This window comes from Salinibacterium sp. TMP30 (genome assembly GCF_038397785.1).
In the GTDB taxonomy this organism is placed as follows: Bacteria; Actinomycetota; Actinomycetes; order Actinomycetales; family Microbacteriaceae; genus Rhodoglobus.
Map to the genome: position 1 here is coordinate 528,552 of NZ_CP151642.1, position 14,384 is coordinate 542,935.

The 14,384-nt window shown below is 60.4% G+C and carries 12 protein-coding genes and 1 tRNA gene; 9 read left to right on the forward strand and 4 right to left on the reverse strand.

Going from position 1 to position 14,384, the window contains the following annotated elements:
* Positions 1 to 40 precede the first annotated feature (40 nt).
* From AADH44_RS02605 to AADH44_RS02615, 3 genes are all read right to left on the reverse strand, one after another.
* Positions 41 to 114: transfer RNA gene (locus AADH44_RS02605), tRNA-Pro, on the reverse strand.
* A 28-nt stretch (positions 115 to 142) separates the two neighbouring features.
* Complete coding sequence (locus AADH44_RS02610) at positions 143 to 1,108, reverse strand: metallophosphoesterase (protein WP_341953900.1); 966 nt, start codon at positions 1,106 to 1,108, stop codon at positions 143 to 145.
* Positions 1,105 to 3,660, reverse strand: a complete 2,556-nt coding sequence (locus tag AADH44_RS02615; RefSeq protein WP_341953902.1) for a transglycosylase domain-containing protein — start codon at positions 3,658 to 3,660, stop codon at positions 1,105 to 1,107. The genes AADH44_RS02610 and AADH44_RS02615 overlap by 4 nt, the downstream gene beginning before the upstream one ends.
* A 54-nt stretch (positions 3,661 to 3,714) precedes the next feature.
* Between AADH44_RS02615 and AADH44_RS02620 the strand changes: the two genes are divergently transcribed.
* From AADH44_RS02620 to AADH44_RS02630, 3 genes are read left to right on the forward strand one after another with little or no spacing between them, the layout of a single operon-like run.
* Positions 3,715 to 3,876 (forward strand): hypothetical protein, encoded by a 162-nt coding sequence (locus AADH44_RS02620; protein WP_010205641.1) that lies wholly within the window; start codon positions 3,715 to 3,717, stop codon positions 3,874 to 3,876.
* Positions 3,876 to 4,337: a RidA family protein gene (locus tag AADH44_RS02625; protein WP_341953904.1), complete on the forward strand. Its 462-nt coding sequence runs from the start codon at positions 3,876 to 3,878 to the stop codon at positions 4,335 to 4,337. Before AADH44_RS02620 ends, AADH44_RS02625 begins: the two co-directional genes overlap by 1 nt.
* Positions 4,334 to 5,851, forward strand: coding sequence for a UDP-N-acetylmuramoyl-L-alanyl-D-glutamate--2,6-diaminopimelate ligase (locus tag AADH44_RS02630; protein WP_341953906.1), 1,518 nt, complete (start codon positions 4,334 to 4,336; stop codon positions 5,849 to 5,851). The genes AADH44_RS02625 and AADH44_RS02630 overlap by 4 nt, the downstream gene beginning before the upstream one ends.
* A gap of 29 nt (positions 5,852 to 5,880) precedes the next feature.
* Here the strand turns inward: AADH44_RS02630 and acs are convergent, their stop codons facing one another.
* Positions 5,881 to 7,845, reverse strand: a complete 1,965-nt coding sequence (acs, locus tag AADH44_RS02635) for an acetate--CoA ligase (RefSeq protein WP_341953908.1) — start codon at positions 7,843 to 7,845, stop codon at positions 5,881 to 5,883.
* Between the two features lie 386 nt (positions 7,846 to 8,231).
* Between acs and AADH44_RS02640 the strand changes: the two genes are divergently transcribed.
* From AADH44_RS02640 to topA, 6 genes are all read left to right on the forward strand, one after another.
* On the forward strand, positions 8,232 to 9,377 hold the full coding sequence (locus tag AADH44_RS02640) for a TadA family conjugal transfer-associated ATPase (protein ID WP_341953910.1): 1,146 nt from the start codon (positions 8,232 to 8,234) through the stop codon (positions 9,375 to 9,377).
* The gene (locus AADH44_RS02645; protein WP_341953912.1) at positions 9,374 to 10,291 is read left to right on the forward strand and encodes a type II secretion system F family protein; all 918 of its coding nucleotides are present in this window, start codon (positions 9,374 to 9,376) and stop codon (positions 10,289 to 10,291) included. The genes AADH44_RS02640 and AADH44_RS02645 overlap by 4 nt, the downstream gene beginning before the upstream one ends.
* 104 nt (positions 10,292 to 10,395) lie before the next feature.
* Positions 10,396 to 10,683 carry a DUF4244 domain-containing protein gene (locus AADH44_RS02650; protein ID WP_341953914.1) on the forward strand — a complete coding sequence of 96 codons (288 nt, stop codon included), beginning with the start codon at positions 10,396 to 10,398 and terminating at the stop codon, positions 10,681 to 10,683.
* Entirely contained in the window at positions 10,661 to 11,053 is a 393-nt protein-coding gene (locus AADH44_RS02655; RefSeq protein ID WP_341953916.1) for a TadE family type IV pilus minor pilin, read from the forward strand. The genes AADH44_RS02650 and AADH44_RS02655 overlap by 23 nt, the downstream gene beginning before the upstream one ends.
* Positions 11,054 to 11,058: 5 nt before the next feature.
* Entirely contained in the window at positions 11,059 to 11,463 is a 405-nt protein-coding gene (locus AADH44_RS02660; RefSeq protein WP_341954891.1) for an Rv3654c family TadE-like protein, read from the forward strand.
* Positions 11,464 to 11,545: 82 nt separating this feature from the next.
* Complete coding sequence (gene topA, locus AADH44_RS02665; protein ID WP_341953918.1) at positions 11,546 to 14,383, forward strand: type I DNA topoisomerase; 2,838 nt, start codon at positions 11,546 to 11,548, stop codon at positions 14,381 to 14,383.
* The last annotated feature ends 1 nt before the right edge of the window (position 14,384 follow it).

Below are 14,384 nucleotides of genomic sequence, written 5' to 3' on the forward strand. Positions count from 1 at the left end.
GAAGGCGTCTAGCGGACTCTGAGACGAAACAGAGATTTTGTCGGGGTAGCGGGATTTGAACCCACGACCTCTTCGTCCCGAACGAAGCGCGCTACCAAGCTGCGCCACACCCCGATCGTTGACCACTTGCGTGATCAACGGTTTAAGAATAGCCGATATCTCCGGCGGTAAGAGTCACCACTACTGCTTCGGGTCTGCACGCGAAGCGAACGGGAGCATAAATCGAGGTTCCCAGGCCCGCGCTGACGTTTAAGAACGCTGCACGACGTAAGTGGTGCCAGATGCTGAGGCCGCTCGCCTGCTCCCGGGGGATGTCGCAGTTGGTGACGAGAGCGGGCATTCCGGGAATCCGAACTTGCCCGCCATGAGTGTGTCCGGCGAAGATTGCATCGGCGCCGTTGGTGACGAGGGCGTCGAGCACGCGGCGGTACGGGGCGTGCGTCACGCCGATCGACACGGTTTCTGGGCCGTATCTGTCATCCGCCCATCCGACGTTCTCGCGCATCTCTTCGACGTTTGCGGGCAAGCGATCGAGTCGTTCCCAGCCGCGGTGCGCATCTGCGGTGCCGAAAAGTTCAAGCCGTGATCCGCGCAGCTCTAGGGCTCGGGCGTGGTTGTTGAGCGAGAGCCACCCGAGTTGGTCCTCAAAATAGGAGTTGAGGGCCTCCGTGTCAAGGTGCTCGACGGGGCTGTGGCTTGAGGTGGGCGCGGTGAAATAGGTGAACGGATTCTTAAACTGCGGACCGTAGTAGTCGTTCGAGCCGTGAACGAACACCCCCGGGGTCCCCTCAAATGGCTCGAAGGCGCGTTTGATACCGAGGATGCCGTCAGCGTGGCCCAGATTGTCGCCAGTGTTGATAATGAGGTCGGGTTCGTAGACGGTGAGCCCACGTACCCAATCCTGCTTGCGCGTCTGCCACGGGGCCATGTGCAGATCGGAGATGTGCAGCACGGTGATGTCACGTGCGCTCGGATCGAGGATCGGCAGTGTTTCATGGCGGACCGTGAAGCGGTTGCGCTCAACGAGTGAGCCCCACGCGAATGCGGCGACGCCTGCCGCGGCTACCGCACCGAGTGCGGTAGCCGCGGGGGAGAGGCGACGGGTCATGAACAGGGAGCGACCTGCGCCACGACGAGAGTTATCGCTGTGTCCGCCTTGCCCACCGTCCCTGGTGCCGGGTTAGACGACGTAACCTTGTCGACCCGTGGATCGGCAGGAAGTACCATCTCACAGCCCTGACTGACGTTTGTGAATCCGGCGCCGTTCAATATTCCTTGGGCGGTGGCGAAGTCGTATTCTTTCCCGTTGCCAACGGCATCGGGAATCTTTTTCTTGTTGCCCTTACTGGTGTAGACCGTGACGGTTGCACCGGCTGCAGATTGTGTGCCTGCTGCTGGATCAGTTCTCACAATCAGGCCCGCTGGCAGCTCAGAGTCAACTGATCCGCCATCCGCAAAGTTAAAGCCGAGGCTCACGAGTACCGACTTGGCCTGCTCAAGAGACTGCAGCCGCACGTCGGGAACTTCCGTGCCCGAACCGGTGAGCAGCTTAGGGTCGGGGGCGGCGAACGCGCCACCCGGGTATTTGAGGTTAAGGGCGGTATCGGTTGCTTTTGTAATGTAGTGGCGCAGGCGGTAGCCCTGAACGCCCTCATACGAGACGCGACTCATATCTTGATAGCCGATGCTGTTGCCGACCCACGTGGCGGTGCCATAGCGGGTGGTTCCCGTAGCCATCCAGGTTTGCACAGCGCCGTCAGTGGTTCCAGTCTTACCGAAGATGGGGATGCCATCATTGGGGTCAGAGTAGGCAGCGTTACCGCGGTTCAGGACCTCTTGCATTACGTAGGCGGCGGTCGCTGCAACTTCAGGCGAGATTGCTTGACGGCAGTTCTTCTCTTGGCCACCGAGATCGTTGTTCCGAGCGTCGATTGCTTTGTCGATGATGATGGGTTCGCACCAGAGTCCACCGGCGCCGATTGCAGCATAGGCAGACGCCATACTTAGCGGCGAGACCTCATTGGTTCCAATGATCGAAGAAGGCACCGTCTTTAGTTCCTTGCCATCCGCCCGCTCGACCCCTAGGCTCGCCGCTACGTTGCGGATGTTACACAGATCGAGCTGCAAGGCCATGGAATAAAAGATGCCATTGATCGACTCTGCGGTACCTTCGGCGACACTATAAATTCCGCGCTCGTTGGCATTGTTTCCGAACTTGACTGGCGCGTCTGAGTATGGTCCGTTGCAGCTATCGAGAAACTTCGACCCCGGAATATCGCGAGCCGTGCCTAAGAGGCGCTCGTTGATGCCCTTGCCCTGATTGAGCCATTCAATCAGAGTGAAGGCTTTGTAGGACGATCCGGGCTGGAAGCCTGTAGACCCACCGTATTCGAAGCTCGTGTTGTAATTTACGGCGGAGCTATCGACGCCTCCACCATCAGCGGTGTCGTTGAATTTCTTATTCTCAGCCATCACCAGTACTCGGCCCGTGCCACCTTCGACGGTTGAGGTCGCGCTGCCCAGGGCATAGGACGTTTCGCTGGGTGGCGCATACGCCCAGGTAGCCTGCTGCGAGGGAATTTGAGCGTCGAGGTCGAGGGTTGTGTAAACCTTGTAGCCGCCCTGCTTCCAGTTTGCCGCGCGCTCCTCCGGGGTGTCACCGAGGAATTCGAAGTCCTTCACGCTCTTGACGACGTAGTCGCAGAACCATTTTGCATACTCGTACGCAGCGGTGCAGCCATTCTTGGGTGACGAGGGAACCACGGTCTCTTCGTCGACAGGGATCGCGATCGCTTCGTCATACTCAGCTTGCGTGATCGAGCCGACATCGAGCATCGCGAACAGGATGACATTGCGACGATCTTGATTGGCCGGGAAGTATTCGGGGTCCGAGAGGTTTCTCACACTGGGCTCTTGCACGATCGCTATCAAGCTCGCGGCCTGCTCGAGCGTGAGGTCTTTGGCGTTGACACTGAAGTAGCGCTGTGCCGCGGCTTGGATGCCGTAAGTAGCGTTGCCGAAGTTGGCGATATTGAGATACGCGGTAAGAATCTCTTTCTTCGTGTACCGCTTCTCGAGCCCGATGGCGAGCTTCATTTCCTTGAGCTTGCGGTCGAACGAGGTGCGCACGGCTTCCTCATAGGCAGCCTTGCGAGCATCCTCGTTGGGGAGCGATTCAGCTTCGGAGATGTAGGTGTTCTTGACGAGCTGCATGGTGAGGGTGGATGCACCACTCTCGATTCCTGAGCTAACGACGTTACCGACGGCAGCACGCACGAGGGATGTGAGGTCGACCCCACCGTGATCAAAGAAGCGGCGGTCTTCACCGGCGACGGTGGCATCCAACGCATACTGGGAGATCTGGTCGTAGCCGACCTCTTGACGGTTCTGGTCGTAGATGGTGGCGATCGGGTAGTAACCGTCAACATTGCCCCGACCAGTGAACTGCGCGTAGAGAGTGTTGCGTTCGGGCTGCTGGCCGATTTCAAGGTAGTCAGGGAGTCCATCGAAGATGCCGATGGTACTGGAAGCGGTGATGCCGGTAACGGCGAGCGCGGGGGCGACCATGGCGGTGATGAGCACGCCAGAGAGCGCGCTAAAGCTAATGAGCCCGGCAAGAGCCGAGATCACGCCACGACGCGGAGTTTTTTGGGCAGACATATGATCAACAGTAAGGGATCATTGATAACGCCATGCTGAACGGGAGCCGCTAATATGCCCACTTGGGAGTACCTGACAACACCACTGATGGTGCACAATTCCACCGCAATCCTCAATAATTGGGGTTCTGAGGGCTGGGAACTTGTGCAGGTTGGTACCGGCCCTGAAGGGGGCCCAGTCGCTTATTTCAAACGCATCAAGGAAGAGAACAACTAATGTCACAGCTTGATGAGCGTCTTGCGGAGCTGAATCTCACCGTTCCTGAGTCTTCCCGACCGCTTGCCGCCTATGTGCCTGCAATGGTCACAGGAAACCTTGTTTACACCTCGGGTCAGTTGCCTCTCGTTGATGGCAAACTGCCAGCAACCGGCAAGGTTGGTGCCGATGTGGATGCCGATGCCGCCTATGAGTACGCCAAGACTTGTGTGCTGAACGGTCTTGCTGCCGCGAAGAGTGTTATTGGATCGCTGGATCGCATTACGCGCGTGGTGAAGGTTGTGGGGTTTGTGGCTTCAGATCCAAGCTTTACTGGTCAGCCTGGAGTGATCAATGGCGCGTCTGAACTATTGGGTGCAATCTTTGGTGAGGCGGGCAAGCACGCTCGCAGTGCTGTGGGTGTTGCTGTTTTGCCCCTCGATGCTCCTGTGGAGATCGAGTTCGTTTTCGAGTTCGCGTGATCGAAGTGTGGTACCCCGGTCAGGCCGGGGAGAATGCGCCACTGCGTGAGCTAGATCTGGGCCCGTGGGATTCGGCGCACGATGGGGTAACGCTCAGTGCGCGTCGCCTTGTTCAAGATAGCCGTGAGGTTCGCGAAGGCGACATTTTTATTGCAATCGGCACTACGGCATCCCCGGCTCTGCCGTATATCGAGCCAGCGTTAGCGCAGGGCGCCGTTGCAGTGCTCGTAGATGCGGCGGCAGCGGAGGGCGTGCACCTCGGCGAGCGCGTGTATGCGATTGCGAATCTGCGCGACGTGATCGGGTCGATGGCGGATTCTTTTGTGGGGCATCCATCGCGCACGATGTCGATGGTCGGTATCACCGGAACCAACGGCAAAACGTCGACGGCGCACTTGCTAACGCAGGCGTGGCAGCGGTTGGGCCTGACATCAGCGACGATCGGCACTCTTGGTGCCGGCATTACGGGTGAGCACCGGATCAACATGGGCATGACGACCCCGCAGGTCACCACCGTTCACCAGTTCTTGGATGACTTTTATCGTGCCGGTGTGACGAACGTGGCCATGGAGGTCAGCTCTCATGCGCTTGAGCAGCGCCGCGTTGATGGTGTTGAGTTCGCCATTGTTGCGTTCACGAACTTCACTCGCGATCACCTCGATTATCACGGGTCGATGGAGGAGTATGCGGCGCAGAAGGCAAAGATTTTCACGCTGCCGGGGGTAAAGACTGCCGTGCTCAATCTGGATGATGCGGCCGCCGAGAACCACTTCCACCACTCTCTGCCCGTGGGCATGCGTGGTATTGGGATGACCTCGAATGGTCACGCCGAAGCGAGCGTGCGCGCCGACAATGTGCAGCTCACGACCGAGGGTCTAGAGTTCGATCTCGTGATTGAGGGCGAGAGCCATCACGTCGCAAGCGGCCTCATCGGTCGCTTCAACGTCGACAACCTGCTTACCTGCGCGGCAGTGCTGTGGGCTCAGGGCATCGCACCGCGAGTGATCGCCGAGGTATTGGCGCCCCTCGAACCGGTGCTGGGTCGCATGACTCGCATCCGCGAGAACGACCAACTTCCGCTGGTTGTTGTGGATGCTGGGCACACCCCTGACGCGGTGCGCCACGCGGTCACGGCTCTTCGCGAGTCTGGCCACACCCGCGTCGTAACCGTTTTTGGTGCAACGGGCGATCGTGACCCGGGCAAGCGCCCGCAAATGGCCCGCATTGTCGAAGAGGGTTCGGACCTGATCGTGGTCACAGACGACGACGTGCATAACGAAGACGGCGACCAAATCGTCGCGCACATTCGGGCAGGGTTCAAGCATCCGGAGCGGGTCGTGGAGATTCGCGACCGCGCGACCGCGATCGCCTATGCGATTGATGCAGCGAACCCGGATGACGTAGTGCTGTTGCAGGGCAAGGGCCACGAACCATACCAAATCATTGGCAACGAACGCGTGCCGTTCAGTGACATCGATACCGCTATTCGCCTGCTCAAGGAGCGCGCGAACTAGCAGCAGCGTATCTGGCTATTGGCTATTGGCTACTTGAGCTTGTCGGAGATGATCTGCATCACGGTTGTGTCGGCGAGCGTCGTAGTGTCGCCAATTTCGCGACCTTCTGCGACATCCTGAAGCAGGCGCCGCATAATCTTGCCCGAACGTGTTTTGGGAAGTTCGGAGACGATGAAGATGTCACGCGGGCGCGCGATCGCACCGATCTCTTTCGCGACGTGCGAGCGAAGGAGGGCGCTTGCTTCGGCAGCGGTCTGCGCACTCTCCTGGTTGGACTTGATAATCACGAATGCGACAACGGCCTGACCGGTAGCTTCGTCAGCGGCACCGACAACTGCGGCTTCGGCGACGATGTGGTTGGAGACGAGAGCGGACTCGATTTCGGTGGTCGAGAGGCGGTGACCGGAGACGTTCATGACGTCATCCACTCGGCCAAGCAACCAAATGTCACCGTCTTCATCGACGTGAGCGCCGTCGCCGGCAAAGTATTTCGGAGCGTCGAGGTTGGGGAACTTTGACCAATAGGTTTCCTTGAAACGCTCAGGGTCACCCCAAATGCCGCGCAGCATGGCAGGCCACGGTTCGGAGACCACAAGCAGTCCACCGTTGGGCGGGTCGACGCGGGTGCCATCTTCGCCAAGGATGTCGATCTTTATTCCGGGAATCGGAACCTGTGCCGAACCCGGCTTCAGAGTTGTTAAACCGGGCAGCGCAGATACCATGATTGCTCCGGTCTCGGTCTGCCACCAGGTGTCAACGATGGGCGTCTTGCCAGCACCGATCACATCGCGGTACCAAATCCACGCCTCAGGGTTGATGGGCTCACCCACCGACCCAAGAACGCGAATCGAACTGAGGTCGTACTGCTCCGGAATCTGTCGCCCTGCCTTCATGAAGGAACGGATGGCGGTGGGAGCGGTATAGAAAATGCTCACCCCATACTTCTGGATGATCTCCCACCAGCGACCCTGGTTCGGCGTGTCAGGGGTTCCCTCGTAAAGCACCTGAGTGGCACCGTTCGCGAGCGGACCGTACGTTACGTAGGTGTGGCCGGTGATCCAGCCGACATCGGCCGTGCACCAGTAAACGTCTGTTTCAGGTTTCAGATCGAACACGTTCTTGTGGGTAAACGCGGCCTGCGTGAGATACCCACCACTTGTGTGCAGGATGCCTTTCGGCTTGCCCGTTGTGCCCGAGGTGTAGAGCACAAAGAGCGGGTTCTCGGCGGGGAACCCCTGCGCCTCATGCTCGGGCTCCGCAGCCTCAATCTGATCGTGCCACCACAAATCGCGACCCTCGGTCCACTCCACATCGTTGTCGCCGCGCTTGACGACCAACACATTCGTGACAGTGGATTCCCCGTTGGCGAGTGCGGCATCCACTGCCGCTTTGAGCGGGAAGACTTTACCTTTTCGCCAGCCCCCATCAGCCGTGACGACCAGTTTGGCGCTCGCGTCGTCGATGCGACTGCGGAGGCTTTCAGCGCTGAAGCCGCCGAAGACCACGGAGTGGGCGGCACCGAGACGCACGGTGGCGAGCATGGCGATGACGGCTTCGGGAACGAGGGGCATGTAGATGGCGACGACGTCACCCTGGCCGACGCCGAGGGCTGACATTGCGTTGGCGGCGCGCTTCACTTCTGCGGTGAGTTCGGCGTACGTGATGCTGCGGCTATCGCCGGGTTCACCCTCCCAGTGGATGGCGATTCGGTCACCGTTGCCAGCGAGCACATGGCGGTCAAGGCAGTTGTAGGCAACGTTGAGCTCGCCATCGGCGAACCACTTGGCAAATGGTGGGGTAGACCAATCTAAGGTTTCGGTGAATGGCTTGTGCCAGTGCACATACTCGCGAGCTTTATCGGCCCAGAACTCTACGCGGTCTTCTTTGGCTGCGGCGTACAGATCAGCGCTGGCCTCGGACGCCGAAGAAAAGGCGTCTGATGGGGCAAAACGGCGTGATTCGTGCAGAAGACTGTCAATAGAATTACTGGTCATGTGATCCTCTTCGATCGTGTGATTGCGGTTCTCGATCTTGTGCTTTCTGAAAGTATTCCACCGATTCTAGAACCTCCATTGCGGGCACATACCGTTGCGTTACACTAAGAGTCGCTGAATGCAAGTTCGGCACGCGGCAATCTTGATTCCCCCCAATCGATTGCCGCGGTGGCGGCGCCTGTTCCCCCCAATAGGCGCCGCCCCTCTCTCGTTAAGTGGTGTTTGTCGCTAGCCGGGGTTTGTTGCCGGCTGGTGCTTGTCGTTCGCCAGTCTTTCTCGTTATCGGCGGTACGCGCTTCTCCTCCACACAGACTCCTGTTTGTGCCCGGGCACCTCATCGGAGTCTCTTTCGTCCTAGCGTCGTGACCACTCTTTAGTGTTGCCGCGTGACTGAGACATCAAGCGACCCCGATACTGTCCCGTTTGTTGCGCGTCGACGGCTTACTGCTGAGAGTGGTCTCGGCGTGCGCGCAACCCACGGTGGCTCGTTTCCGGGGCCAAGTGCTGACGCCGGTGTTGGCGCCGGTGCTGGCGCTGGCACCAGTGTCGGTGTTGGAGTCGGTTCGGGTTCGACTGCTGGTGTGGGGCTTCGGGATGCCGCGGCGCACGTTGTGCACGAATTCGGGCCTCTTGCGCCCTATGTTGGTCGCCCCAACATCACCGATGTCTTCGTGAATGGTGCCGAACAGGTGTGGATTGACCGCGGTGGTGGCTTGGAGTCCGTGGGCGATGTGGGAATGACGGAGGCAGATGTGCGGGCGCTCGCGGTGCGTCTCATCAACCTTGGTGGTCGCCACATCGATGAAGCAACCCCGTGCGTTGATGTGCGCCTGGCCGGTGGTGTGCGAGTGCATGCAGTGCTGCCGCCGATCTCGCCCAACGGAACCCTGCTATCTATTCGGGTCCCCAGTCATCACCCTTTTGGGCTTGCCGAGCTCGATTTTGCGGGCTTCTTCACCGAGGTGCCGCTAGAGCGCGTGAAGGCTCTCATCGACGAGCGAGAGAACGTGCTCATCTCGGGCGCATCGGGAGCAGGCAAAACAACATTCTTGGGCGCACTGTTGGGGGCGGCATCCGAGTCTGAGCGCATTGTGGCGATTGAAGATGTTGCTGAGCTGCGGGTGGAGCACCCCCACTTTGTGTCGTTGGAAGCGCGGCAGGCGAACCTTGAGGGTGCCGGTAGTTACGGTTTGCCCGCGTTGGTGCGGGAGGCCCTACGAATGCGACCCGACCGTCTGGTCGTGGGGGAGTGTCGCGGTGCGGAGATTCGCGAACTGTTGAGCGCGCTCAATACCGGTCACGATGGCGGTGCGGGCACTCTGCATGCGAACTCGCTGAAGGATGTGCCGAGCCGCTTGGAGGCGTTGGGCGCGCTCGCCGGGTTGGATGCTTCCGCAATTGCCCGGCAGGCGGTGAGTGCGATTGGCGCGGTGCTGCACATCGATCGGGTCGACGGCAGGCGCAGGCTCACGCGCGTGGGGCGACTCATTCTTGACGCGCATGACCGGCTGGCGATCGTCGAACTCGAATGACACGTGAGCCCTCCCAACTGCCAGAAGTGGCAAGCGTCACCCAACGTCTGGCCGTGCTGCTGAACGCTGGGCTCACACCTTCGTCGGCCTGGCAGCATGTGGCACGCGGACAGCCTGCGGAGAGCGTGGCGGCGGCGGCAGCGGTGGTGGGTGACGAGCCCGCGGGCGCACCGGAACGGATAGTGCGGGCATCCGAAAATTTGCCTTCGCTCGATCGACAAGCGTGGAACTCGCTGGCTGCGGCCTGGTTTGTCGCAACCCAGGCTGGTGCACCGCTTGCCGAAGCTCTGCGCACCCATGCGCGGGCGTTGCGGATGCTCGTGCACGTGCAGCGCGAAGTTGCCACCGCCCTCGCTGCTCCGGTTGCGACGGCGCGCATGGTCTTAGCACTCCCGGCGCTCGGACTCGTGTTCGGGGCACTGCTGGGTTTTGACACCCTGGGAGTGCTCGTCACGACACCGATCGGATGGGGTTGCCTTGTGGTGGGAGGCGGGCTGATTGTTGTGGCCGTGCGATGGAATCGCCGGCTCGTGCGCTCGGCAACACCCACTCGTGCAGCACCCGGTTTGGAATGTGAACTCATGGCCATTGCGGTCTCAGCTGGTGGGTCTCTTGTGCAAGCACGGGCTGTTGTTTCTGGCGCGCTTGATCGTTTCGGCCTCTCCAGTGATGGTGATCACCTTGATGAAGTGCTGCGGCTCTCGCACGAGGCCGGGGTTCCTGCCGCCGAGCTACTGCGGGCCGAAGCTGGCGAGCTGCGTCGTGCTGCGGACGCGGATGCCCGAGCCAGCGCCGCCGCACTCTCCGTGCGGCTCATGCTCCCCCTCGGGTTGTGCGTGCTCCCCGCTTTCATGGTGCTCGGGGTGCTGCCCCTCATGGTTGCAGTCATCTCATCCACGGTTGCAGGGTTCTGAAGTTGTTCCACACCTTCGATGACCTTGTGCCGCAGCGGGTACTCGCTCGGCAGGATTGAGGTACTCGGCCGCAGACTGCGCAACAGCGCACGAAGGAGTACCTCATGAACGATCCGCACCTTGTCCAGTTTGCCGCCCCTGAACCGGGGCGTGCATCACAAAAATGGTTGCTGCGGCGACCCAACTTGTTGGCTCCCGCGCACTCTGGGGCTGCGTTCGCGATCTTGCGCGCACGACTCCGGCCAGCGCGCGGTGCTGCCACCGCGGAATACGCGATCACTACTCTTGCCGCGGTCGGTTTTGCTGGCTTGCTCGTCGTGGTGCTCCGATCCGGAGAAGTGCGCGGGATGCTCACCGACATTGTTCGCAGTGCACTTTCTCTTCCCTCGTAATGGCGAGAGAGGGGCCGACGACGGGCATGAAGCCCGTAGCGAGCGCGGCAGCGTCACCGCAGAATTCGCTCTCGCGTTGCCCACGGTAGCGCTTGTACTCGTCTGCTGCCTCAGCGGCGTGCAGTTGGCAGGGCTGCAAGTTCGCCTGCAAGATGCGGCGGCCGTGTCAGCGCGCAGCCTTGCACGAGACGAAACCCACGGAAGTGTCTCGGCTACGGCATCCGCCCTCGTCGCCTCAGCACAGCTCACCGCGCAACGCCGCGACGACCTCGTGTGCGCGACGGTAACTGTCCCGGCGCGCAACGCACTGCTCGGACTGCTACCGATCACACTCAGCGCCAGCAGTTGTGCGCTCGCCGGAGGTAAATAGTGCATATGCGGGTGCGAGATGGGCCCGCAAAAATGGTGTCGCACAGCCGCAGAGAGAACAGGCCGATACGCGACGAACGCGGCGCCGGCACCATCCTCATGGTCGGCCTCATCGCAACCGTTATCGCACTCACCGCCCTCGTCATCCCTCTTTACTGGGCGCTGAGCGTTAAGCACGCGCTCGCCGGAGCAGCCGACGCCGCGGCGCTCGCCGCCGCAGACACCGCCAGTGGGCTCATCGCCGGCTACCCCTGCGACAACGCGATACGACTCGCAGCCGCAAATGACGCCCATATAAAGGAGTGCACAGTCGATGGGCGTATTGTCACGGTTACCGCAAGTCGCCGCATTCTCGGCATACTGGTCACAACGAGCGCAACAGCAGGCCCACCCCCAACCGGGGCGGATTAGGCAACTGAGCGGTCGGTGTGTGTATTGTGTCGCAGACAGTGGCGCTGCCACCGGTCAAGTGCGTCATCACCCAAGGAGTCCCGTGTCTGGCACGAAAAAGCTTGTCATTGTCGAGTCGCCCACCAAGGCCAAGACGATCGCCAAGTACCTCGGTGACGACTACGACGTGCTCTCCTCCGTCGGTCACATCCGCGACCTCGTTGAACCACGCAACCTGCCACCCGAGCTCAAAAAGGGATCACTCGGCAAGTTCTCAGTCGACGTAGAAAACGACTTCGAGCCCTACTACGTAGTCTCAGACGCCAAAAAGAAAACCGTCTCCGAACTCAAAAAAGCACTCAGTGGAGCCAACGAGCTCTACCTCGCAACTGATGAGGACCGCGAAGGAGAAGCCATCGCCTGGCACCTCCTCCAAGTACTCAAACCCAAAGTGCCCGTCAAGCGCATGGTGTTCCACGAAATCACCGAAGACGCCATCGAAGCAGCCATCAACAACACCCGCGACGTCGACACCGCGCTCGTCGATGCCCAAGAAACCCGCCGCATCCTCGATCGCCTCTACGGCTACGAAATCTCACCCGTACTGTGGCGCAAAGTCGGCCCAGGCCTCTCCGCCGGTCGCGTGCAATCCGCCGCCACCCGCCTCGTTGTTGAACGCGAACGTGAACGCCTCGCGTTCATCACAGCCAATTACTGGGATCTCATCGCCCAACTCTCGCCCGACAGCGAAACCAACAGCTTCGAATCCAAACTTGTGCGCCTTGACGGCAAGCGCGTTGCCGCCGGCCGAGACTTCGATGACCGCGGAAACCTCAAAGGCGACGCTGTAGCCCTCGACGAAAAAGCTGCCCAAACTCTTGCAGACGCACTGCGGATGCCGAGCACCACCATTGCCGTTAAAACGGTAGAAACCAAGCCATACACGCGTCGCCCCGCAGCACCCTTCACCACCTCAACGCTGCAGCAAGAGGCCGGCCGCAAGCTGCGCTACTCCGCCCGCCAAACCATGAGCGTCGCCCAATCGCTCTACGAAAACGGTTACATCACCTATATGCGAACCGACTCATCGTCGCTCTCGCAACAGGCCATCACCGCAGCCCGCAGCCAAGCTGTTGCGCTCTACGGTGCTGACGCCGTGCCAGACAAGCCGCGCGTCTACGCCAGCAAAAGCAAAAACGCTCAAGAAGCGCACGAAGCCATTCGCCCCTCCGGCGATACCTTCCGCACCCCCAGCTCGCTTCAGTCCACGCTGCGCGGCAATGACTTCAAGCTTTACGAACTGATCTGGAAGCGCACCGTCGCCTCACAGATGGCGGATGCCAAAGGCTCAACGGCATCCATCACCATCACCGCTGGGCAAGCGCCCGTCGCCGAATTCTCAGCCAGCGGAACCATCATCACCTTCCGCGGCTTCATGCAAGCCTACGAAGAAGGCCAAGACGAAGAACGCAACGCCGCCGCCGAACCCAAAGAAGCGAAACTGCCTCCCCTCAAGGAAGGCCAAAAGCTCACCCTGCTCGACATCGAAGCCAAAGGTCACGAGACCAGCCCGCCGCCGCGCTACACCGAAGCAAGCCTCGTCAAGAAGCTAGAAGAACTCGGCATTGGTCGCCCCTCAACCTACGCGTCAATCATCTCCACGATCATTGACCGCGGCTACATCACGCCGCGCGGCCAGGCACTCGTGCCCAACTGGATCGCCTTCTCCGTAGTGCGACTGCTCGAAGAATACTTCGGCGATCTCGTGCAATACGACTTCACCGCAGGCATGGAAGATGACCTCGACCGCATCGCCGGCGGAAGCCAGAACCGTGTCGAATGGCTCAAATCGTTCTACTTCGGCGACGACAAATACCGCGGCCTGCGCACCGTCATCGACAACCTCGGTGAAATCGACGCCAAAGAGATCAACTCCATGCGACTCTCGGATGACGTGACACTGCGCATCGGAAAGTACGGACCGTACCTAGAGACCCCCAGTGACGACCCCGAGAAACCTCGCCGCATCAACATCCCCGAAGCACTCGCGCCCGACGAACTCACCCTCGTCAAAGCACAAGAACTCATCGACGCCCCCATCGTGGGAGACCGAGTCATCGGCACCAACCCCGAAACGGGCAAAGAGATCGTCGCCAAAGACGGCCGTTTCGGCCCCTACGTGACTGAGCTCGAACCGGAAGCAGAGCCCGCTCCCGAGCCCGTCGAAGAGATCGACCCCAAGACGGGCGAAGTCAAAAAGGCCAAGAAGCCCAAGAAGGTTGCGGTCGTCAAGCCGCGTACAGCATCCATCTTCAAGACCATGGAACTCGACTCCATAGATCTGGACACCGCACTCAAGTTGCTCAGCCTTCCGCGAGTTGTCGGGCTCGACCCCGAAACTAACGTAGAAATTACCGCGCAAAACGGACGCTACGGCCCCTACCTCAAGAAGGGCGTCGAGACGCGATCGCTCACCAGCGAAGACCTCATCTTCGATATCGATGTCGCCGGCGCCGTAGAGCTGTATGCGCAACCTAAGTACGGCGGACGCGCAGCATCCAGCGCTCTCAAAGAGTTTGATGCCGACCCGGTAAGCGAAAAGCCCATCAAGATCAAAGATGGCCGCTTCGGGGCCTACGTGACCGACGGCACGACCAACGCCACCATCCCTCGCGGCGAAACTGTCGACGACGTTGACTTCGAGCGCGCAGTGCAACTGCTCGCCGACAAGCGGGCCAAGGGACCAGTCAAACGCAAGACAGCAGCCAAGAAGCCCGCAGCCAAGAAGCCGGCGGCGAAGAAAAAACCCGCTGCCAAAAAACCCGCTGCTAAAAAGCCCGCGGCGAAGAAACCGGCAGCCAAGAAACCTGCCGCCACAAAGCCCGCCACAAAGGCAGCAGCAGCGAAATCGGCTGCACCGTCGGTTGACGAAACCCAGTAGC

Bases quoted from the DNA above. Each gene is read 5' to 3' on its own strand.
- AADH44_RS02610 (WP_341953900.1), bottom strand. From the start codon at position 1,108: ATGACCCGTCGCCTCTCCCCCGCGGCTACCGCACTCGGTGCGGTAGCC.
- AADH44_RS02615 (WP_341953902.1), bottom strand. From the start codon at position 3,660: ATGTCTGCCCAAAAAACTCCGCGTCGTGGCGTGATCTCGGCTCTTGCC.
- AADH44_RS02620 (WP_010205641.1), top strand. From the start codon at position 3,715: ATGCCCACTTGGGAGTACCTGACAACACCACTGATGGTGCACAATTCC.
- AADH44_RS02625 (WP_341953904.1), top strand. From the start codon at position 3,876: ATGTCACAGCTTGATGAGCGTCTTGCGGAGCTGAATCTCACCGTTCCT.
- acs (WP_341953908.1), bottom strand. From the start codon at position 7,845: ATGACCAGTAATTCTATTGACAGTCTTCTGCACGAATCACGCCGTTTT.
- AADH44_RS02645 (WP_341953912.1), top strand. From the start codon at position 9,374: ATGACACGTGAGCCCTCCCAACTGCCAGAAGTGGCAAGCGTCACCCAA.
- AADH44_RS02650 (WP_341953914.1), top strand. From the start codon at position 10,396: ATGAACGATCCGCACCTTGTCCAGTTTGCCGCCCCTGAACCGGGGCGT.
- AADH44_RS02660 (WP_341954891.1), top strand. From the start codon at position 11,059: ATGCGGGTGCGAGATGGGCCCGCAAAAATGGTGTCGCACAGCCGCAGA.